We start from the raw sequence: 19,034 nt of genomic DNA, 5'->3' as shown, positions 1-19,034 counted from the left end.
ATAGGCATATTCGGCAGTCGCAAGCTCCCACCGTGCTGCCCCTTTTTATTGATGTTTCACCCATAACAGAACATGAAGAAGAAAAAGAATACCGACAAGGAAGTTGATGAAGAAAACGAGAAGAAAGTTACAAGGCGCACTCTGCGGCTTGAAGCTAGGGTAACAAAGCAGGAATATACCCAAGCGGCAGAACTTGCCAAGACCTGTGGCTTATCCATGAGCGATTATGTGCGCCGTACCGCCTTAGGGCAACATCCACGACAACGGTTGTCTGAACGTGAGGTGGAAGCCTTGTGTAGTCTGACGGATGCAAGGGGTGACCTTATCCGTATTGCAGCAGCCGTGAAATCCATCCAAGCAGACAAACGGGCAATGTATATCAGCGATACCCGATTTGTAGAACAATGGATGAGAGCCGCTACTCAGCTTATCAACCGCTGGAGCCAGATAGAAAATTACCTTACTGAATAAATTTTATGATAGCAAAAGCCTCTACCATATCGCATGGCTCAAATGCCATAAGATATTCCGTCAACAAGGAGAAAGCGGATATAGTCAAAGCCAACTTCTTGCCCGATGATATTTCGCCGGAAGCGATGTACGGGCGTATGATGCTCGTGCAGAAAAAGTTTGCAGAGAACATCAATAAGGGCAGACCGCTTGGCAGGAATGTGATAAGAATTGAGATTTCCCCATCCGAGGAAGAAAGCCTGGACTGGACGATGGACGATTGGGTACGTTTGTCAAATGAGTTCATCCGCGTGTTTGATTCTATTGACCTCTCCGGCAAGACCAAACGGGTCTCCTCAAAACAGACCAACCTCAAAGGTTCTCAATACATAGTCGCCCTGCATCGTGATTCTAAAAGTGGCATTCTCCATCTGCACATTGATGCCAACCGTGTGGACATGGACGGAAAAATCAATGACAGCCATAAGATTGGCGAGAGGGCTGTCATGGCTGCGAATATCATCAACGAGAGACGAGGCTGGGTACAATCTGAAGAAATAGGCATACGTCACAGACAAGAAATCTCAGACAGTTGCATGGAGATACTCCGCACGATGGATGAATTCAGTTGGCAGAGGTATGAAATGGAACTGGTGAAACGGGGCTATAAAGTGCACCTGCAAGAAAAAGACGGTGGCGGAGTTTATGGCTATTCTATCAAGCGTGGCAACTCCATTTATAAATCATCCATGTTGGGTATCGGGCGAAACCTGACCCCATCAAAAATTGAGGCTACTTGGGCAAAACTACATCCGCAGGAAAGGATATCTAAGCCGGCAAAGCCTGTTCCCCAACAAACATGGACAGCAGACACGACTCCTCTTATACAACCTTCGACTGCTTCGCATCCTGTTATGAAACATTACGATATAACGACAGACGAATATCACAGTTTCCATATCGAGATATCCGAAGCCGCTGATACTATCATTCGGCAGAATTGTTCTTTGGAGGAAGCACATCCGTTGGCTAAGATTGAAGAAATACAGCACACGGCCCTTTTGCTCTTTGCTGGGTATTTGGATGCTGCCACAAGTATGGCGGCGTCAAGTGGCGGTGGTAGTTCTGACACAAGTAGCTGGGGACGGGATAAAGATGAGGATGATCTTGAATGGGCACGCCGCTGTGCAAGAATGGCAAACAGCATGTGCAAGCGCAGGAAAGGACTTCACAGATAAATTAACAATCAAAAGACAAGAATCATGGGAATTGGCAAATCAAAAATTACTCCATCAATAGACGTTGATGATATGTTGAAAAAGGTTGAAAGCAATCATGAATTAGAGGCTGAAAAGCAGGATGCAGACAAGCGGCTCACAGAAATCCGTGAAGCAAAAGAGGCATTGTTGAAAATCCATCAAGACCTTCAAGACGCTATTAAAGCAGAGCGTGATGCTGCAATGATATTGAGAAATGCTATTGATAGTTCCGGCAATATCATTAACGGTATTTGCAATGCCATTATAAAAGCAGAGCAAAACACACAGTTCAAGGCAACTATAAGTCCCGAGCATCTTGCCCAGCTTCAACAGCTCTTAAACCAAGCTATCAAAACATGGAAAACTGTATTGGAGAATCACCACTCTGAACTGATGAAGATGCTAACGGAGCATGAATCCAATATGCGCAAACTTCTTAGGCGGAATGAAGGCGTTTGGTTCTCTGATTTCTGGATGAAAGTCTTGGTGATATTTTTGTTCGTTTATACGGTGGCATTGGGACTGGTTGTATATTGTGTTAGATGAAGTTTATATGGAATGCAATCCGATAGTGGCAACTATTCGCACTTATTCTTAACTATCTGGCAAATTACAAGCAAGTTAAAATTAAAATAATATTTATTGATTTCCAGTTTGTTGCACTTGCGTGATTAACTTCTTGGCAAGTTGCCAGCAAGTTAAATCACGTCGTACTGATGCAGCGACAATCTTCTATGTCCTCGTCCCTTACCTTGTCGCGGAAGATGATTTTGCCTACAGAATTTCCCACATAACTAATGTACTTCACCGAATTTGAGCCAATACAACATCATAATAATGTTGTACTATTTCTATATCGCTAAATACAAAATCCGAAAGATAGCACATAATTCAGTAAATCTGTCATATACTGACGGCGTTTGTCTGTAAAGCTATCGTAGTTATCGCGTGAGCGACGAAGCCAAGCATATAGTTCTGGCGCTTCTTTGTTAGTGGGTAGCGTATGATGTTGACGGATATAATCCTTCACATCCAAGCACTTTGTTAAGAATTCATATTCAGTTGCAGAACGGGGATAGCCAAGATCATCGTACTTTTTCATAGTTGCATCTAATAGCAATTTCTGCTCCTCAGTAAGCACAAGGACATCATTTGTGGCATTATATAGCCATCGCATCAGCGAGGCTTCTTCTTCACTTCCATTATAGCTTGGAAAACGATGATACATCTCTATAAAATTCTTTAACATTTCAAAACGTGCCTCAAAACGATAGCGCTGAACCGACGACGCAACAACATATTCTGCCGGATAATCTTTCGACGTTAATCCAAAATAGTTTCCCTCAAACTCCACAAAGCGCTGTAAGTCTTCATCTTCCATCGTGGCTGCAATACTCGCTTTTGTGGTGTTAGGATAGTGTTCTGTTACTCCATCGTATAAATTGTCGATATGAAGAGGCAGGTTAGACCTTTCCAATAAATTGATAAGCAAATCGCGAATACTTCCGAAGTATATTCCCTCCCAATAGTCAAGAGCATAACATGAAGTTTTTCCGATGGCCTTAATATGCTTATGCCTATACAAAAACGATTTTATCTGTGAAGCATCGGAATATTTGTGGTCTGGGTATCGCGTCTTGAATTCTTTGAAAATATCCTCGACATGCATAGGCTCACCTTTTTTCGATAATATATCGTATAACTCTTCTGGTATGTCAATGTAGTTCTGAGGCAAAAAAAGTCTTCCGTCCTCAGTAATATGAACTTTAAAAATATCTGATGCAATGTGTGTAATGAGTTCTTTCGTTGATGATTTGTACTGGTTAGGAACTGTAAATAGGATAGTTTCAAGAGGAACGAATGTGTCTGTAGAATATTTACCATCAATAATACTAAAGAGAGTATCAATGCAATCGGTAAATTTCAATTCACGGTACTTATTGTTTATAAGAATAGAATGTCCATCGACTTCTTCAATTTTAAAGTCTGCAACCAACACCAACAAAGAGGCAAATACATCAAAGCTAATGGGCAAATGCTCGACTTCTATCAGTTTAACGTATTCTTCCGTTTTCTCATAAATGAATGCTAATTCAAACATTTGATTATAGTAATCCCAGTCATCGTTGTTAACAAGTGTCGATTTCTGTACTTCTATTGTTCCGCAAACTATTTGACGAACTCTTTCCCTGCTAAGACTCATCGCTTCAGCTATTTCGTTTAACGAACGCCGCTTTCCGTCAAAGATACCCTTAGCAATACTATATATTTTATCTGACTTGTTTTCAGACAAACGAAGATAATAATACAGTAGGAAAAACAACGGTGCATGACCATGCTCCTTTATAAAGTTGAATACAAACTGCCGTTGTTTATTTATCAAGAAGGGATAGTCACGCTTCAGGGATTCTGTTTGAATCTCATCGTCAGAAAGCATTGCCACCCTGTCAAACTCACGTCTAAACCGTTGATTAAACTGGAATATTTCCGTTAGTGTTTTCACCATATTTTGCCCTGGGCAAATGTTACGATAGGTAGTCAAAGGTTCATCGGCATACTTGATGAGATCTGTAAAATGAGGAAGAAATTTGTCAGAGAAATTCTTGCTCCTTACGCTCATAGTCGTGGAACGTTGTTCCTGATAAGTCCTCTCCAAGTAGTCACATGCAATAGTTGATAGGAAGTATCTCGCAATTTGTTCATAGGTGAAACTTTCCATTCTCAAAGATAGTTCCATGTTCTTTTGCTTATATTCCTTATAAATGCTGTTTACAGCCTCTTGAGCATTTTCCATTTCATGCAGCACCTTCTCTATAAATTGCTTATAAGAGTGGCGTATTTCTAAATTCTCATCGCGTGAGTATTCTTCTACTACAGTAAGCATATTGTCAACCTTCCCCATTACAAGGAAATGCATACTGCCGGGATGAGGATAAGCTGCTTGCAAATAGGCTTTCACTTCAGAATCACCTGTAGTTACCTCGTTATATGCTTCTGTAATAATCGCTATAATTGTGTTTCCTAATGCAGCAAACTGCAACTCTTTCTGTTCAGGAACTATTGATTTATGTTCCCGAATCATCTGATTCAGAATTGCGTCTACCTCTGTGTACGACTTTCTGCCAAACTTGGGCAGTTTTAGCAAATCCACTGGCGTTTCGATATTATCTAATATACCCCCCAGCGTTTCATATCCTGCAGTATTCAGACAATTGAAAGTGCGAACAGAAATGACACCATGTGTGAGCAGTTCCTTGATGTTCGTATCTAAATTAAACTCCATATTTCTGTTTATTTTTGAGTCTATTGCTTAAAATTTCTTGTTATTCAAATATTTAGCAATATATTGTTTATCAGCATATTGCAGAATAGTTTGCTGGTTTTTATGCAAATCTCTTGTTAATCCGTCACTTAACAAGAACCCAATTGCGATTCTTATCCACGACTATTCTTTTTTTGCGTTTTAGCGAGGATAACAGATTAGTTATCTTATCAAATTTTTGACGCTCAGTTAATGCATCCGATAGTTTATTATACAGTAACGCTTCAATTTCCTTGCGAGAAGCTTTGTGAAATGTCGATATGTAATCGATAATCAATTTTTTGAAGTAGTCATCATCAAAACTTTTGTTTTTGATATATGAAGTTTTCAACCCCACATGTTTCGATTTGCCTGCGATAGACATAGAAAGATATATATGTGGCTTCCGACCCTCGATATACTTTTTCTTTCTCAAGTAGCTTATGCTGTCATCGGTGAGTGGCTTGTGCTTCTGAACCGAATCCAACAATATGATTTCTTGAAGGCTCAGGTCGGGATTGTTGACGAGTATCTTGGCAAAGTTCTCATCCAGCACATTACCTTGTATCGTACATTTTACCTGCATACCAGTCAAATCGTATTCTGGCATAGGAAAAAAACGCTTCTTCTGTTGCATATAAAGTTTCCTGATACCACCTCCCTCTGTATCAACCATCTTGACATTACGCATGGTTTCAGCTAAATACCGATTTCTGTAAAAAGACTCCGGAATATCTTCCGTCACAACATCTTCTACCGACTTCGGAATAAACTGCCCTTTGTTCAGGAAAACCAGTTTCTCGTCTTCATATTCTATCACATCAATCATACTACCTTTCGAATAATCCTGATGGGCAATAGCATTATTCAAAGGTTCGCGTAGGGTAAAAACATCGTAGCGCTTCATATCTTGAGGAAATAGATTTCCCTCTATCGTATACACGTACTGAGTATTGGAGATCTTGTTCCCCAGTTCTTCTACGGCAAGTATCATTGGAATATTGAAAATCTCGAAATCAACATCTTCACCACCAACTTCTTTTTTCCTTCTATAACGTATCTTGCAGACAGACGGCGATAGATAATACTCCGCCTCCTTTCTTCCTAAAATGATAATGGCTGTTCGCGTAATTTTTCCCTTTACGGTGAATCCCGTTTTATTCAAAAACTTAGCGTCATCCCATTCGGCAACCTCTGCTTCTTTCTGTGGGAATAGCTCCACGAACTTCTCTCGAGCTTTACGTATTGCCGCAGGATCAAGGTCGTCTATAGTGGCATCAGCAATAATACCAGCAGACCAATCATCCTCCGTCAGGTACTCAGATAAAATAGCTCCCAATCTTGACGGCTTCATCTCCACGAGAGAGTCTTCTATGCGTTGCCAAGCTCTTTTGTGAGCATATACAGGGCAACGAGGTTGATGTTTCGGAATGCAAATTACCCAAACCGTCAACTGTGTATCATCGGTTGTGAACTCCAAAATTTGCAACCCTTCCGTTGGCAGATTGGTACAGTTCTCCGTCAACCTGAACGTGGCATTCTGACGAGTATAATTCTCGAAGTTCTGGATTCCCACAATCTCCAAAGTCTTATCCTTAACACCAAGCACTATATATCCGCCCTCCATATTTGCAATGGCGGAAACGTAAGAGATTACGTCATCCTTAGGTTTCCCATTAAATTGGTGCTTCAAATTCGTAAACTCTTTCCACTCACATTTTGCATTTTCTTCCGGATAATTCTCCATTAGAAACTCATGTAGTTCTTTTTCCGTCATATCTCTTGTATTTTCTTGTTATTCTTGTTAATTCTAAATTCATCAACAGCGTTAAAATTCAGCGAGTTACATAATTTTCTTGTTAAGTTCGACCGACGCTCTTGTTAAGACATCACCTCATTTTCTACAATAAATGCTAGCGGTCTGTCTACTCTCCTTATTCATATTCTTGTTTTTTACGTCTTAATTCAATTGTTGGGTGAGCATCATACTCCTGTTTTAGCTCATAGAGTTTTGTACCAGGTGTAATAATATCTTTTCTGTAGTTAGTATAAAAGGTCAGGAGTGTTAAAGCATCTTCGGAATCAACAGAATCAATCTCCTTTTGCGAGAAAATGTTTCTGTGAATGATGTTAAGCACGTTCTGCTTTTCCACTTCGTCCAATGTTCCCATACAATGCCTCCAACATTGTCTCCAATGGGCAGTTCCCATTGAACCTTTTTCATCCAGCCATTTAAAGAAGAAGCGATAGAGAATAAATGTCTCGGGCATTTCAAGCAATTCGAAATACTCTTCTTCTGTTTTGCCAAAAGCTTCAAGGAAGAAAGACATTCCTTTACCAATTTTTCCTTTTGTACTATTCAAGATGGCTTGAACCGCACGGATATATTTACGATTCCAGTATTTTCCTATATAGTCACGGTTGTGTGAATAGTCTTCATTATCACATTTTCCTTTGCGTATCGGATGATATTTCATCGGGAATGAATAGATGTTCACATTCAATTCATCACATAATTCCACATTGATACGCAGGCGTTTATACAAATCTACTGGTCTATCCATGAAGTTGTAAAGCAGGTAGTTTGAGAACTCTTTCATACCAGCCTTTACACTCATACGAATTGCCTTGTTGTAATAGTAATAAGTCTTAATATCATCAAAAGCAATACGGAGAGGTCGTATAGCAATTCTTGCTAACTGAGAAACGATTTCTTCCGTGAACAAACGCGCATCAACCCCCTGATTAAAGTCTACGTACCTTGCTTTTGGTAGTGGATGCTGATGCCTGTCGTAAATAGGTTGTATTTCCTCATATGCGGCAATCAATGCTTCTTTCTTAGTTGTAGACAATTTATTAATATGATAACGGCTCATAATTTTATACACCTCATAAGATTCGTCACCTTTCAGTGGCTTCAGCTTCTGATAGAACTCCTGTATCAACCCCTGGCTCTTACGGATATAAGCTCGATCATTTATTCCATTTTTAAGATTGCGAATGGAAATCGCAAGCATATTGGGCTGAATGAACTTTGCGCCTCTGCCGAATCCAGAAGCTACAATATCATCAATAATATCTTTCAGATTCTCTGAGGCAAGGACATTATTATCCATCAGGAGCAAATCTTTTTGGTCACCATATACTTCGCGCACTTTTTCCACTCGTTCGCGCATCGGAATATATGAAATATACTTGCTCTCAAGAGTAGGTACTGCACAAAATGCACAATGCCGTATGCAACCACGAGTCATATATCCGTAGAAAGCGTTTGCCATCGGGTATTTGTATTCTATCTCGTCAAGAATCGAGTAATCAAGAGGGAGATTGTCAATAATCTGAGTGTCGCCTTTATCCAATATTCCAGGAGCACCAAGAATACCAACCCAAGGTTTGATGCCTGTTGCGGTTTCAAGCTCCTTGGGTTGAATGGAAGCCAAAACACCGCCAACCATCAAATCTTTTTTTTTCTTGACAAGCAACTTTGCAAAGTTGATAGTTTCTACTGTAATATCCCAGTAAAATGTAAACAGTGTGGTTACGCCCACTCTGTCCCATTCAGGTTCTTTTTTCCAAATACCCTTCCAATAGAAGTCTTTCCACTCTGTTAGTTTTGCTAACAGTATCAATTCCATATCAGACCTATCAATTGCAATCTTCTCAACGGTCTCTTTTTTTCTGGTCTTTATATACTCCACAAACTCGTCACGCTTCAACCACCAATCAATACTTTTATCGGTTTTTTCAAAATCTTCTATGCATCGGTCGGCTATACGTTCTATAACAAATGTTTTTAAGTCACCTTTATAGAAGGTAACATCCCATCCACCTAAATTTTTATAATAAGTAGAAAGCTTCATTAGACCAATAGGAGGGTACTTATTGGCATAATTAGGTTCTATCAGGAGTACTTTTTTTCTCTTAGATTTCATCATTAAATTCTTTCACAATTAGCCTTTCCATTTCGGCAATCAACTTCTGGTCGTGTTCATTATCTGGGCAGAATGAGTTCAAGACCTTAAACACACGACGTAGCAACCATATTTCACTTGGATCAAGCACATTGTTCAATTGTGCAATAATATCCTGCTGACCAAGTAGCGGCGTTGATGTAGGTGTCACAATACGCGGACCAGGAATTAGAGATTCATGCTGATAGGTTGCTGGTTCTTGAACAGAAACAGGATCCGATTGATTGGCTGTTGTTGGAGGTTCTACTGTGTTATCAGTAGCCGAGGAAAAATCAATGTTTGCTTCCGTTGGAGAACTTGGCGCAACTAGCGTTGTCGCGGGTTCCCCATTGTCCGTTTGGATGTCAATAGGTGCAGGTGTAGGAATCTCTTTTTTAATACTTATAGGCTCTTGTTGGACTGGCACTATAGGTCTTAACTTCTCCTCTCCTTTTGCCTTTGCTTCAATAAACTCTGGCTGATAGAGAAGAAGCATTCGTTTGATAGCTTCAAAACCGAATGAGGTTTTCATGAGTTTTTCAAACTTTCCTATACCTCGATTATTAATCAGATCCTTCGCATTATAATCTATAGTACCGCCGTGATCATCTATGCGTTTAATACCGTCATAGATTTTATCGATACTCTTTTTAGCTTCATTGGCTTTAGTGTAAAGGGTTTTCAGATTTTCAAAATATGTCCTCAATCCATTTTCTAAAGCCCTGGTTTCTGGAGTCGGAACTAGTCCGTCGCGGGCACCATTAGGGCGAATATGAGGATGAGTTACAAAAAATTCTCCATAAAAATACGAGTTACTTCTATCTTCTTTCCAATAATTTGTACCTGATAGCAGGTTTGCATCGCCTATCTGTATGTTATGAGCTCTGAGACGAATACCAGCAAGCCTATCTTCTTTAGGTATCTGTATAGTGTATTTTGTGAGGGCATACCATCCCCAACCCAAAATTCCAAAGATTCTATCTTCAATTTTAAAATATTCAAGATTGTTTATTTTGTCTTTCGTCCCCTTTATAGACAGGCCGTATTGCTTCTGAATTCTTGTTTCGCCAACAATTACTTGAATTTTCTCTAGACCTTCCTGTCGTTCTTTGAATTCTGGATTATCTGCTGTACTTTTATAAATCAGCATATTCTTAAATTCTGGCTTATATTCGACAGGAGCGACTTCTCTTAAATAGTCAATGATTGCATTTACATCTAATAGTGATGGCGCAGCATCATCTTTGACACCATTCAATTCTACTTCGAAATAATGGTCGGATTCCTCAGCAGGAATAGATTCTCTCTTTGTACACTTATTAATGACATAGGTCGCAAGGTAGTCTTCTTCCTCCTTTTCAACCATCTGCCATATTTTATCCACATCAAAAGTAATCTGAGTGCCAATAGCCTCACCTTTTGCGGAAGTACGGAAAATTAGTTCATGACAATAGCCACCACCAACCAAACGACCAATGCCATACATTCCCGCTTGATTAACACCGTCTTTGTTTGACGGTGAAATGTCGAGCAAAGTGCGTACGGCATTTGCAGATTCTATGCCTGCACCATTATCTCTTATTTTAATTATCTTGTGCCTCTCATCTATGTCGATGGTAACAATACCATCTTTAGCTTGGGCCAAAACATGAGCGTCTATGGCCTTATTGATAGAGTCAAGGGCATTCTGAACATACTCTCGATAAATTGTTTTTTCATCGGAGTACAGTTGAAACATCAGCATACTTAAAATTCTTTTCCTTACTTCGGAGGAGTAATTCAAGTTATTTTCCATAATTGGTGTGTTTTAGCCGTTGGGAAATTGTTTGTAAGCGGGTCTTGGGAATTTCACATTCACGAGAGAGCGTAATGCTGGATTGGATATGATGTATTCGCCTGGTGATAATCGGGTCATCATGTTCTGATAAACTTTCGGAATGTATCTGTAGTCGGGCTTAGAAACTTCAATAGCGTTTGTCCTACCGTAGGCTTGTGTGGCACAATTGCCTTTCACTCTATCGTGAATGGCACTACGAAATTGCTCGACAGAGAAAAGAATGATTCCCAATGAGCGGCCACGTTCTGCAATATCAAGCAATTGTTTCAAAATAGGAGAGTTCTTCGGAGAATCGCTTGAAGCATATTTGTTTAACTCGTCCACAAATAGGATTATCTTGTCTGGGATATCATTTCTATCACCATCAAGTTTCAAGTCATAGATAGCACGAGCTACTGTACCGAACACAAAACTTTGGGTATTGCCGTCAAGTCGCGCAATATCTATTACCATAACATTGTTTGCCCTAAGATGGTTTTGAATCTCGTTTGTCAAGTCAACTTCATTAACGAGGCTTTTACCGAAAACATCATTTGAAATGGCTTTGCGAATGCATCTTTTAAATTTTCTCCAGCTCACAACCTGTATTTCTTTTTTCTCGTCTGTAGTACCACCCGCTTTAGTATATTCACCTATAGTTTCTTTCAGAGTTTCCCACTTTTCAATGTTCTTAAATTTGCCTTCTTCGTTCATAATAAAGTTGGCACATGCTTCCAAAGTGTTTGTGGGGTCTTCTTCATTAGCAAGTAATAGATCGAGTTTGTCTTTGTTATCGGCGAATGTGAACTTATATATAAAAGCTTTCTTATTCCTCTTCTGCTGCTCAATATCACTTGGCGCAGCGTATGACTGAACCTTTGCCACATCGCTTTTGCTATAGGGATAGTAATAGCGGACATTCTCAAAGGGAGTGTCTGTTAAACCAAGATCTGAATATATCTGTTTATCGTCGCTACTAAGGCCTTGATTTGGCTCGTCAATTGCCATCAGATCACGGCCTTTCACGTTGAAGAATACAAAAGCACATGTGTCACCGTTGTCTGTACGAAACTTACTCTGAATGGCTCTGAGCAAGAACATAGAATAAGATGTCTTAGCTGCCAAACCTGAGATACCTGAGATGTTGATGTGCGCACCATCTGGGCCAATCAAGAAATGAGAATCTAAGATGACGCGAATCTTAATCTTGTCTTCGCCCTTATACATTTCAAGGTAACCACAGACAAGCGGATTCTTAACGTCATCATCAGTCAAACCTAATGCTTTCTTTACTTCTTCTGGCTCACAAAGTGATACCTGTTTACCATTAAGAACAGGCGTATATATACCTGCTGTATTGCCGCTTACACGCGCACGAACATAGTTCATTCCTAAGCGATTCATATTTCCAATCTTCTCATCCGTGCTGCCGAAGTCGCTGGAAATATATCCAGTAAAATGGCTAGGGGCATCTGTGATATGATTAATTTCCTCAATCACGCCGAATGTGATTGAACCCGATTCATGGTTCACCTTAACCACATCAAACGGGCTAAGGATTTGCTTCTTGTCTGTCCAGAAATAAAACTCGTCAATTGTTGACGGACATTTCTCGGTAGCTGAGACTTTTCCTATTATTTTTGCCATTTAGAATAAATTTAAGATGATGTCAGAATTATAATACTTTGATTTGCAGAAGGTCTCTGTGAGGAATACCGGATAAAGATGATTGGCCCAACGGGTGTCGTTGCCGTAACATACAGGGTAGGCCTCTTTGATAAGATTCGCACTAATGGTGTTTATCAGGTCTGTATCAATCTGTTCATCTTCGTTAATGATAACCATCTCACATTTTACGACATCAGAGAAATTGGTTTCACGGAAATCGCTATTACGCAGACGTAGATACCAAACGGCATATTGAACGCCGTTTGCTTCTGAAGTATATCGGTAGGCCTTAGTTCGCTCAAAGGGTTTGAGGTTTGCTATTGTTTTCGATAGACGGTGGCCTTCATAATCTGGAAGTAGTTCTGGATCAAAACGCTTTGATACACCAACAACGTAACGATAGTTCTCACGAAGCATAGTTTTGTCTGAGCGGTTGACGTTTGAGAAACTGGGGTTGTACTCAAGTGAGCCGTCTTTAATAAGGTAGTGCTCATCGTCTAGACGGTTATGGGTGCAAAGATCAGCCACTAATCGTTGTTCCTCATCGGTCATTTCTGCTTGGATCTTAGCCGTTCCTCTATTCTTATAGTTGTCCTTATCAGAATTGAACTTGTCTTTCTTATCTGTTTTGTAAAGCAGAATTTTGTCAATCTTGATGCCAATCTCACCAACATAAGGAAGCCTACTTAACTCCTCATTAATTTCATCACAATAGAGACGGCAGAAATCCTCGCCTTCATCATCAACATCGAAGTCATCTGGCAGGGATATTACTATTTTGTGGTAAGTTTGGTAGGGATGGAACGTGTCGCGGTCTTTGCGTTCACAGCAGCCAACGACTATCTGACCAGCAAGCACAGGAAAAATTTTCTTGCCAATAGCCATATCGTCAACCTTGTAAACATGGCGTGAACCATCAAGGAAAAAACTGAATATGGGACGTGAATAATCAATGAGCATATGGTCTATAACCACCGTAGGCACAAGGGTTAGGTCAGATTCTGCGATACGGCTCTTATTACGAGTTGAAGCAGGTTTGTCGTCGTAATCCAGAACATCTGTATCTGAGATATTCAGGCTCACCTTATTAGTTTTATAGCAAAGATAGTTGCCCTCACCCCTCTTGACGATGTAATCTAAAATTTTGCCCATATTTATTTTTGGTAAATATCATTCTACTACAAAGATAGTTGCATTTTTTAGGAGCGCACAAGAAATTTGGCGGAATAATTTTTAAGACTTGACATTTAACATATTTTGATTGTATCCTATTCGATTGTAACTATTCAGTGGGCATAATCAAATCGCTTCTCTACATTGAACCATCTTCCTTAAGCTCTTATTCAATTGACAGACTTTCATTAGAATGAATCTCAAAGATATCCTTTATTGCATTTTCATTACTGTCCACTAAAAATCGCAAATAGTTCTTTGAAATAATTGAATTACAGTTTGTTACAAGAGATTTTCTTGTGCAACGATTTGAAATCATAACTTTGCAGCCTTAACTTAGGCTGTATATGAATAAAGACAAATACGTTTTCGCCCAAATGGTTGAGTTTTTAGACAATTACAAGTTTCTCCGTATCGTAAAGAAGTATGATGGCAACAAGTATGTTAAGCATTTTACTTGCTGGAATCAACTCCTTACTTTGATGTTCGGACAATTGTGTAACCGCGAAAGTCTTCGTGATCTGATTGTTGCGCTGAATGCACATCAAGAGAAATGCTACCATCTTGGGGTTGGGAAACATGTCACTCGGAGTAACCTTGCAAAAGCAAATGAGAACCGGGACTACCGTATCTTTGAGGACTTCGCATTCTATATGATAAGCGAGGCCAGAAAGAAAAGAATAAATGACATATTCAAACTAAACGGAAATGTATATGCCTTCGATTCTACAACGATTGACTTGTGTCTGAAACTGTTTCCTTGGGCAAACTTCCGTACACATAAGGGAGGTGTCAAAATCCATACGTTGTATGATGTAGAGACTCAAGTACCTGCCTTTATCCATATAACCGAAGCAAAGATAAACGATGTCAAGGCAATGGATGTAATACCTTATGAGTCTGGCTCTTTCTATGTTTTCGACCGTGCATATAACGATTATCATCGTCTCTATAAGATACATATGATGGATTCGTTTTTTTGTTGTACGGGCTAAAACAAATATTAAGGCGAAAGTACTCAAATGGAAACGACGTTTACCTAAGAATATACAGTCAGACTGTGAGATTGAACTTACCGGTTTCTATACCCAAAAATCATACCCTGAAACGATTCGTTTGGTGAGGTTTTGGGATGAAGAAGACGAAAGGGAGTTCATTTATCTTACAAATGCAAAACATATTCCAGCCTTACAGGTCGCGGAACTTTACAAGAATCGTTGGCAAGTGGAACTGTTCTTTAAATGGCTCAAGCAACACCTTAAAATAAAGAAATTTTAGGGTACTTCCGAGAACGCTGTAAAGATACAAGTCTACTCAGCAATCATTGCCTACTGTCTTGTAGCTATCATGCAACATGATATGAAACTGGATAGATCGACATACGAGGTTCTACAAATTCTTGGCATTTCTCTTACGGACAAGACTCCATTAAGGGAGCTCTTCAGCAAAACTAAATTCAATGATGTCAAAGAACAAAGCGGTCTTGATGGACCAAATTTATTTAGTAATTATAATTTTTAACTCGTCCTCTAATTTTTAGTGGACACTAGTGTTGCATTTTGTCAAATCAATGTAACTATGAAGGCAGCAAAAGGAGGCGTTTCAATATCTCTTTCGTAAAATTTGAATATGATTTCAAATTGGTCATTAGGAAATGCCTTATGGATATATTATCAAATATGTCCAAGGTAAGATACAAGTTTTCTGCCACGCTGCCACTTGGAATTTTTAGAGGTCTCAAACTCTTTCTTGCTATACAAGATAAAGGAGTTGATTTTCTGAGCTGAGTCGTACTTGTATTCTTTTTCAGCAAAAGAACAGATGTGTTTTCGGAAAAATGTTGATTCTGCGTAAACAATGCGTAAACAAACTATTTCAGTTAGGGGGATTTAGTGAGTTTCATCAAGAGTAGCAAGCTATATAACTATTTGATACTCAATAAAAACTAAAATCGTTGGTTATCGTAGAATATCATTTTATCGTTCTCATAATCTGGAGGCCCCTGGTTCAAGCCCAGGCTGGTCCACGAAGGGTATAAGCGTTAATTGTACGAAAACAGGCAGTTAGCGCTTTTCTTTTTGGCTTTTTATGACTTCTGCTATTGCTCTTGCAAGTAGTTTATATATTCCAGGCACAGCATTTGTTGACTAATTAAATTAGAACGTAAAATGCTGACTATCAAATCGGAAATTAAGGAACAAAAGTTGGATGGAACTTACAATGTCAAATTCTTTCTTTCAATTTTCTTAAAAGGGGTTGTAGGGTATGCTGAAAATTAGACATGGAAAACATGGAGAACCTTTTTTGAAGATACTCCGTTTTATAGGGAGTATTCAGAAAAAGTTCTTATAAATAGCATATTTTACTATCTTTGCATTATAAGCAAGTTCGTTTATGAAGCTGATAAAAAACAACATACAGAAGATTTTCGCTTTGTGCAAGAAGTACAAGAAATAGAAAGTATCAATAAACATCCGTTCGTTTCAATCAAGATGTCCGTTCGTTTCAATCAAGACATCCGTTCGTTTTAATCAAGATGTGCGTTCGTTTCAATCAAAACGTGAGTACGTTTTTTAGGATAAAAAATCCCGGTTCCTGAAGTTAGGTGGGAACCGGGATTCTGCATGTTTATCAGTTAGTAAAGATATTGTCAGAAGATGTAAGCCAGTGAAACCTGCCAGGAGTTCTTGCGGATATTGGCTTCGAAATTTTCATCTCCGATATTAGCCAGTTTACTGGCTCCAATGTTGTAGTTGACTCCAATCTGCAGGTGCTGGATAAGTTTCAGACCGGCACCTACGTTTACGCTGACCGCGCATTTCTTGGCTTCTATATTATCCCACAGTTTATCATCCAGATTAAAACCGAATTGTGGACCGGCTGCCAGATATACACCCAGAGTACTTCCCAGTCCGATGGTCCACTTCAGGTTGATGGGGACTTCAATGGATTTCAAGGTCTCTGTTTCTGATTCCAGTCCGTCTTTACTTTCGGCTTTCAGACCTGACTGCGCATACAAGGCTGCCGCGTCAATTCCGATTCCAAGTACAGGAACAGTGAATTCCATCATCGGACCGATAAAGAAACCGGTGCGGTTATCTCCTTTGAACATATCGGTAGAACAGCTTAGCTTGGATACGTCCAGACCGCCCTTTACACCGAAATGTATTTGAGCCTGTGCCGGTATAGCCAGCCAACAGCAGACTACCAGCAATAAAGTTGATAATACTTTTTTCATTGTTTTCTAGTTTTAGTTATCGGGACAAAAATAATCATTTCTTTGAATGAAACTATCAGTAAAGTCTAAAAAAGAGGTTAAAAGGTTGATTTATAGAAGAAAATAAAGTCTGGATACCCGATGTCCTTTTAAAAACTTCGTTTTTTTGAATTGTTTTCTACTTGATTCCGGCATATTGAACGAACTATTTCCGCTTGTTTTTGTCTGTTTGATGGGGGAATTACCGGTTGTTCGGGAAGATATTTTTGGAAGTTTCCCGATGAATAAGGTATATCATGAATTTTGCGAAATTTGTATATCGTGTCATGTATCGGTATATAGCCGGTATTGAATCTTGGTTATTTATCCTGAAACAATGAATGTATGAAGAAAAAGAAGAATCTGATGGAATTCATGAAACGGGTCATAGCCGGTTTCGTGAAGGAAGGACGTCCGGGTACAGCACATGTGTACCAGAGTACCTATAACCGTATTCTTGACTTTATGGGAGGCCGCCCGTTGCCGTTTGCGGAACTGACTCCCTCGTGGCTGAAAGCTTTCCAGAATTATCTGCTGTCCAGGCAGCTTCAGTGGAACAGCATTTTTACGTATATGCGGATGCTCCGTGCTGTCTATTTCCGGGCGGTAGACCAGGGGCTGGCTCCGGCACGGTTCCGCCTGTTTCATGGCGTATATACCGGTACACGGGTAACGGTGAAGCGGGCGGTCGAAGCCGGAGTGTTCCGTAGACTGCAGGAACCGCTTCCAAAGCATACCGGACTGGAGAAGACGAGGATGCTCTTCCTGCTGCTTTTCATGTTACGGGGAATTCCGTTTGTAGACATTGCTTTCTTGCGCCGTTGCGATTTGGAAGGGGATATCCTGACGTACCGGCGCCGGAAGACCGGAGCCTGGCTGACAGTACGTATAGAGCCGGAAGCCAGGAAGCTGATCCAGGCATTGCAGAGCACCGATACGGAATCCCCTTATATTTTCCCCTTTATCCGTTATCCGGGTACCGGTGAGTACCGGCAATACCAGCATGCCTTGCGGAAATTTAACCAGCATCTGAAGAAACTTTCCGGTCTGCTGGGACAGAAAATAGCATTGAGCAGTTACAGTGCCCGTCACAGTTGGGCTACTCTTGCCAATTTCTGCGACTATCAGCAGGAACTGATATCGAATGCCATGGGGCACTCTTCGGTAAAAGTAACGGAAACTTACTTCCAGCGACATACCGACGACCGTATTCATGCCATGAACCGGGGAGTACTTTCGTATGTGTTTAGGAATGGATAAATATAAGAATCTGTATATGAGGAGATTATGATTAATCCTTCTTGAAAGGATGATACTGTTACTTTGTAGGTAACGGAATTGATTTAATGAAGCAAAATTAGTAAAAACGATTTAATTATTCAACAACTTAAAAAAAATTATCAAAAAAAATAGAGAAGTTTGTCTAATAATACATTTTCAAAATCAAACAGTTATCCTACCGACAACCGAAATGTGAACAGATGTTTATGCTGTTCCTTCCTGCCAGTGTGAATAAAGGAGCATGGATTAGTCTGCCGATTCAAGGCAGAAGCGCTTTCTTGTCCTTTTTTTCCTTATGTCTGAATAGTTTAGTCTGTCTTTTCTGTTACCTACAAAGTAATGGAAGTGGGGAAAAATACAGCATACAGATTGAAAAACATACATTCTTACTAAAACATACGGGACATGAGAAAGATCTTTTGCGTACTTTTTCTGTTGGTAGGTGTTTCTTTATCGGCACAGAATATAGCAGTCAAGACCAATCTGCTTTATGATGCTTCGTCTACCATCAATTTAGGAACAGAAATCGGTTTGTCACCCAAGTGGACGTTGGATTTATCGGCCAATTATAACGGTTGGACCTTCAGTGAGAACAAGAAATGGAAACACTGGATGGCGCAACCGGAGGCCCGTTATTGGCTGTGCGAGAAGTTCAACGGTCATTTCGTAGGTGCCCATCTGCTGGGCGGTCAGTACAACTGGGGCGGTATCAAACTGCCGTTCGGGCTGTTCGATGACCTGGAGAAACACCGCTACGAAGGTTGGTATGCCGGCGGTGGCTTGGTATACGGCTATCAATGGTTGTTGGGCAAACGTTGGAGCATCGAGGCTGCCATCGGTGTAGGTTATGTCCGTGCCCATTATGATAAATATGAATGCG

12 protein-coding genes and 1 pseudogene are annotated in these 19,034 nt (G+C 40.0%); 6 read left to right on the top strand and 7 right to left on the bottom strand.

Annotated features, from left to right (window positions below; all coding sequences use genetic code 11):
- Positions 1-72 precede the first annotated feature (72 nt).
- Genes C510_RS0115170 through C510_RS0115160 form a run of 3 tightly spaced genes read left to right on the top strand, consistent with a single transcriptional unit; the run spans position 73 to position 2,255 of the window.
- Positions 73-471 carry a plasmid mobilization protein gene (locus C510_RS0115170; RefSeq protein ID WP_018712123.1) on the top strand — a complete coding sequence of 133 codons (399 nt, stop codon included), beginning with the start codon at positions 73-75 and terminating at the stop codon, positions 469-471.
- Positions 472-476: 5 nt separating this feature from the next.
- On the top strand, positions 477-1,688 hold the full coding sequence (locus C510_RS0115165) for a relaxase/mobilization nuclease domain-containing protein (protein WP_018712122.1): 1,212 nt from the start codon (positions 477-479) through the stop codon (positions 1,686-1,688).
- A 24-nt stretch (positions 1,689-1,712) separates the two neighbouring features.
- On the top strand, positions 1,713-2,255 hold the full coding sequence (locus tag C510_RS0115160) for a hypothetical protein (RefSeq protein ID WP_018712121.1): 543 nt from the start codon (positions 1,713-1,715) through the stop codon (positions 2,253-2,255).
- Positions 2,256-2,568: 313 nt separating this feature from the next.
- On the opposite strand, the gene C510_RS0115155 is transcribed toward C510_RS0115160, so the two are convergent.
- The 6 genes from C510_RS0115155 to C510_RS0115130 all read right to left on the bottom strand — a co-directional run bounded on the left by C510_RS0115155 (position 2,569) and on the right by C510_RS0115130 (position 13,596).
- Positions 2,569-4,992, bottom strand: a complete 2,424-nt coding sequence (locus C510_RS0115155) for a DNA-directed RNA polymerase subunit alpha C-terminal domain-containing protein (protein ID WP_018712120.1) — start codon at positions 4,990-4,992, stop codon at positions 2,569-2,571.
- A gap of 124 nt (positions 4,993-5,116) precedes the next feature.
- Positions 5,117-6,787: an RNA-binding domain-containing protein gene (locus tag C510_RS0115150; RefSeq protein ID WP_018712119.1), complete on the bottom strand. Its 1,671-nt coding sequence runs from the start codon at positions 6,785-6,787 to the stop codon at positions 5,117-5,119.
- A 157-nt stretch (positions 6,788-6,944) separates the two neighbouring features.
- Positions 6,945-8,942: a radical SAM protein gene (locus tag C510_RS0115145; RefSeq protein WP_154651999.1), complete on the bottom strand. Its 1,998-nt coding sequence runs from the start codon at positions 8,940-8,942 to the stop codon at positions 6,945-6,947.
- Positions 8,932-10,755 carry an ATP-binding protein gene (locus tag C510_RS0115140; protein WP_081621859.1) on the bottom strand — a complete coding sequence of 608 codons (1,824 nt, stop codon included), beginning with the start codon at positions 10,753-10,755 and terminating at the stop codon, positions 8,932-8,934. Before C510_RS0115140 ends, C510_RS0115145 begins: the two co-directional genes overlap by 11 nt.
- A gap of 12 nt (positions 10,756-10,767) precedes the next feature.
- Complete coding sequence (locus tag C510_RS0115135; RefSeq protein WP_018712116.1) at positions 10,768-12,423, bottom strand: ATP-binding protein; 1,656 nt, start codon at positions 12,421-12,423, stop codon at positions 10,768-10,770.
- Positions 12,424-13,596 (bottom strand): hypothetical protein, encoded by a 1,173-nt coding sequence (locus tag C510_RS0115130; protein WP_018712115.1) that lies wholly within the window; start codon positions 13,594-13,596, stop codon positions 12,424-12,426.
- 368 nt (positions 13,597-13,964) lie between these two features.
- Here C510_RS0115130 and C510_RS16725 point away from each other — a divergent pair.
- Positions 13,965-15,138 (top strand): annotated as a pseudogene (locus C510_RS16725) (IS4 family transposase).
- Between the two features lie 1,129 nt (positions 15,139-16,267).
- On the opposite strand, the gene C510_RS0115115 reads toward C510_RS16725, so the two are convergent.
- Entirely contained in the window at positions 16,268-16,855 is a 588-nt protein-coding gene (locus tag C510_RS0115115; protein WP_022339043.1) for a porin family protein, read from the bottom strand.
- A 363-nt stretch (positions 16,856-17,218) separates the two neighbouring features.
- Between C510_RS0115115 and C510_RS0115110 the strand changes: the two genes are divergently transcribed.
- Together C510_RS0115110 and C510_RS0115105 are read left to right on the top strand one after the other, a co-directional pair.
- Positions 17,219-18,133, top strand: a complete 915-nt coding sequence (locus tag C510_RS0115110) for a site-specific integrase (protein WP_018712112.1) — start codon at positions 17,219-17,221, stop codon at positions 18,131-18,133.
- Positions 18,134-18,559: 426 nt separating this feature from the next.
- Positions 18,560-19,034: DUF3575 domain-containing protein (locus C510_RS0115105; RefSeq protein WP_018712111.1), on the top strand; the 475-nt coding region annotated here is incomplete at its 3' end.

The organism is Phocaeicola barnesiae DSM 18169 = JCM 13652 (assembly GCF_000374585.1).
Classification (GTDB): Bacteria; Bacteroidota; Bacteroidia; order Bacteroidales; family Bacteroidaceae; genus Phocaeicola; species Phocaeicola barnesiae.
This window is presented reverse-complemented; position numbering and strand designations above follow the sequence as displayed.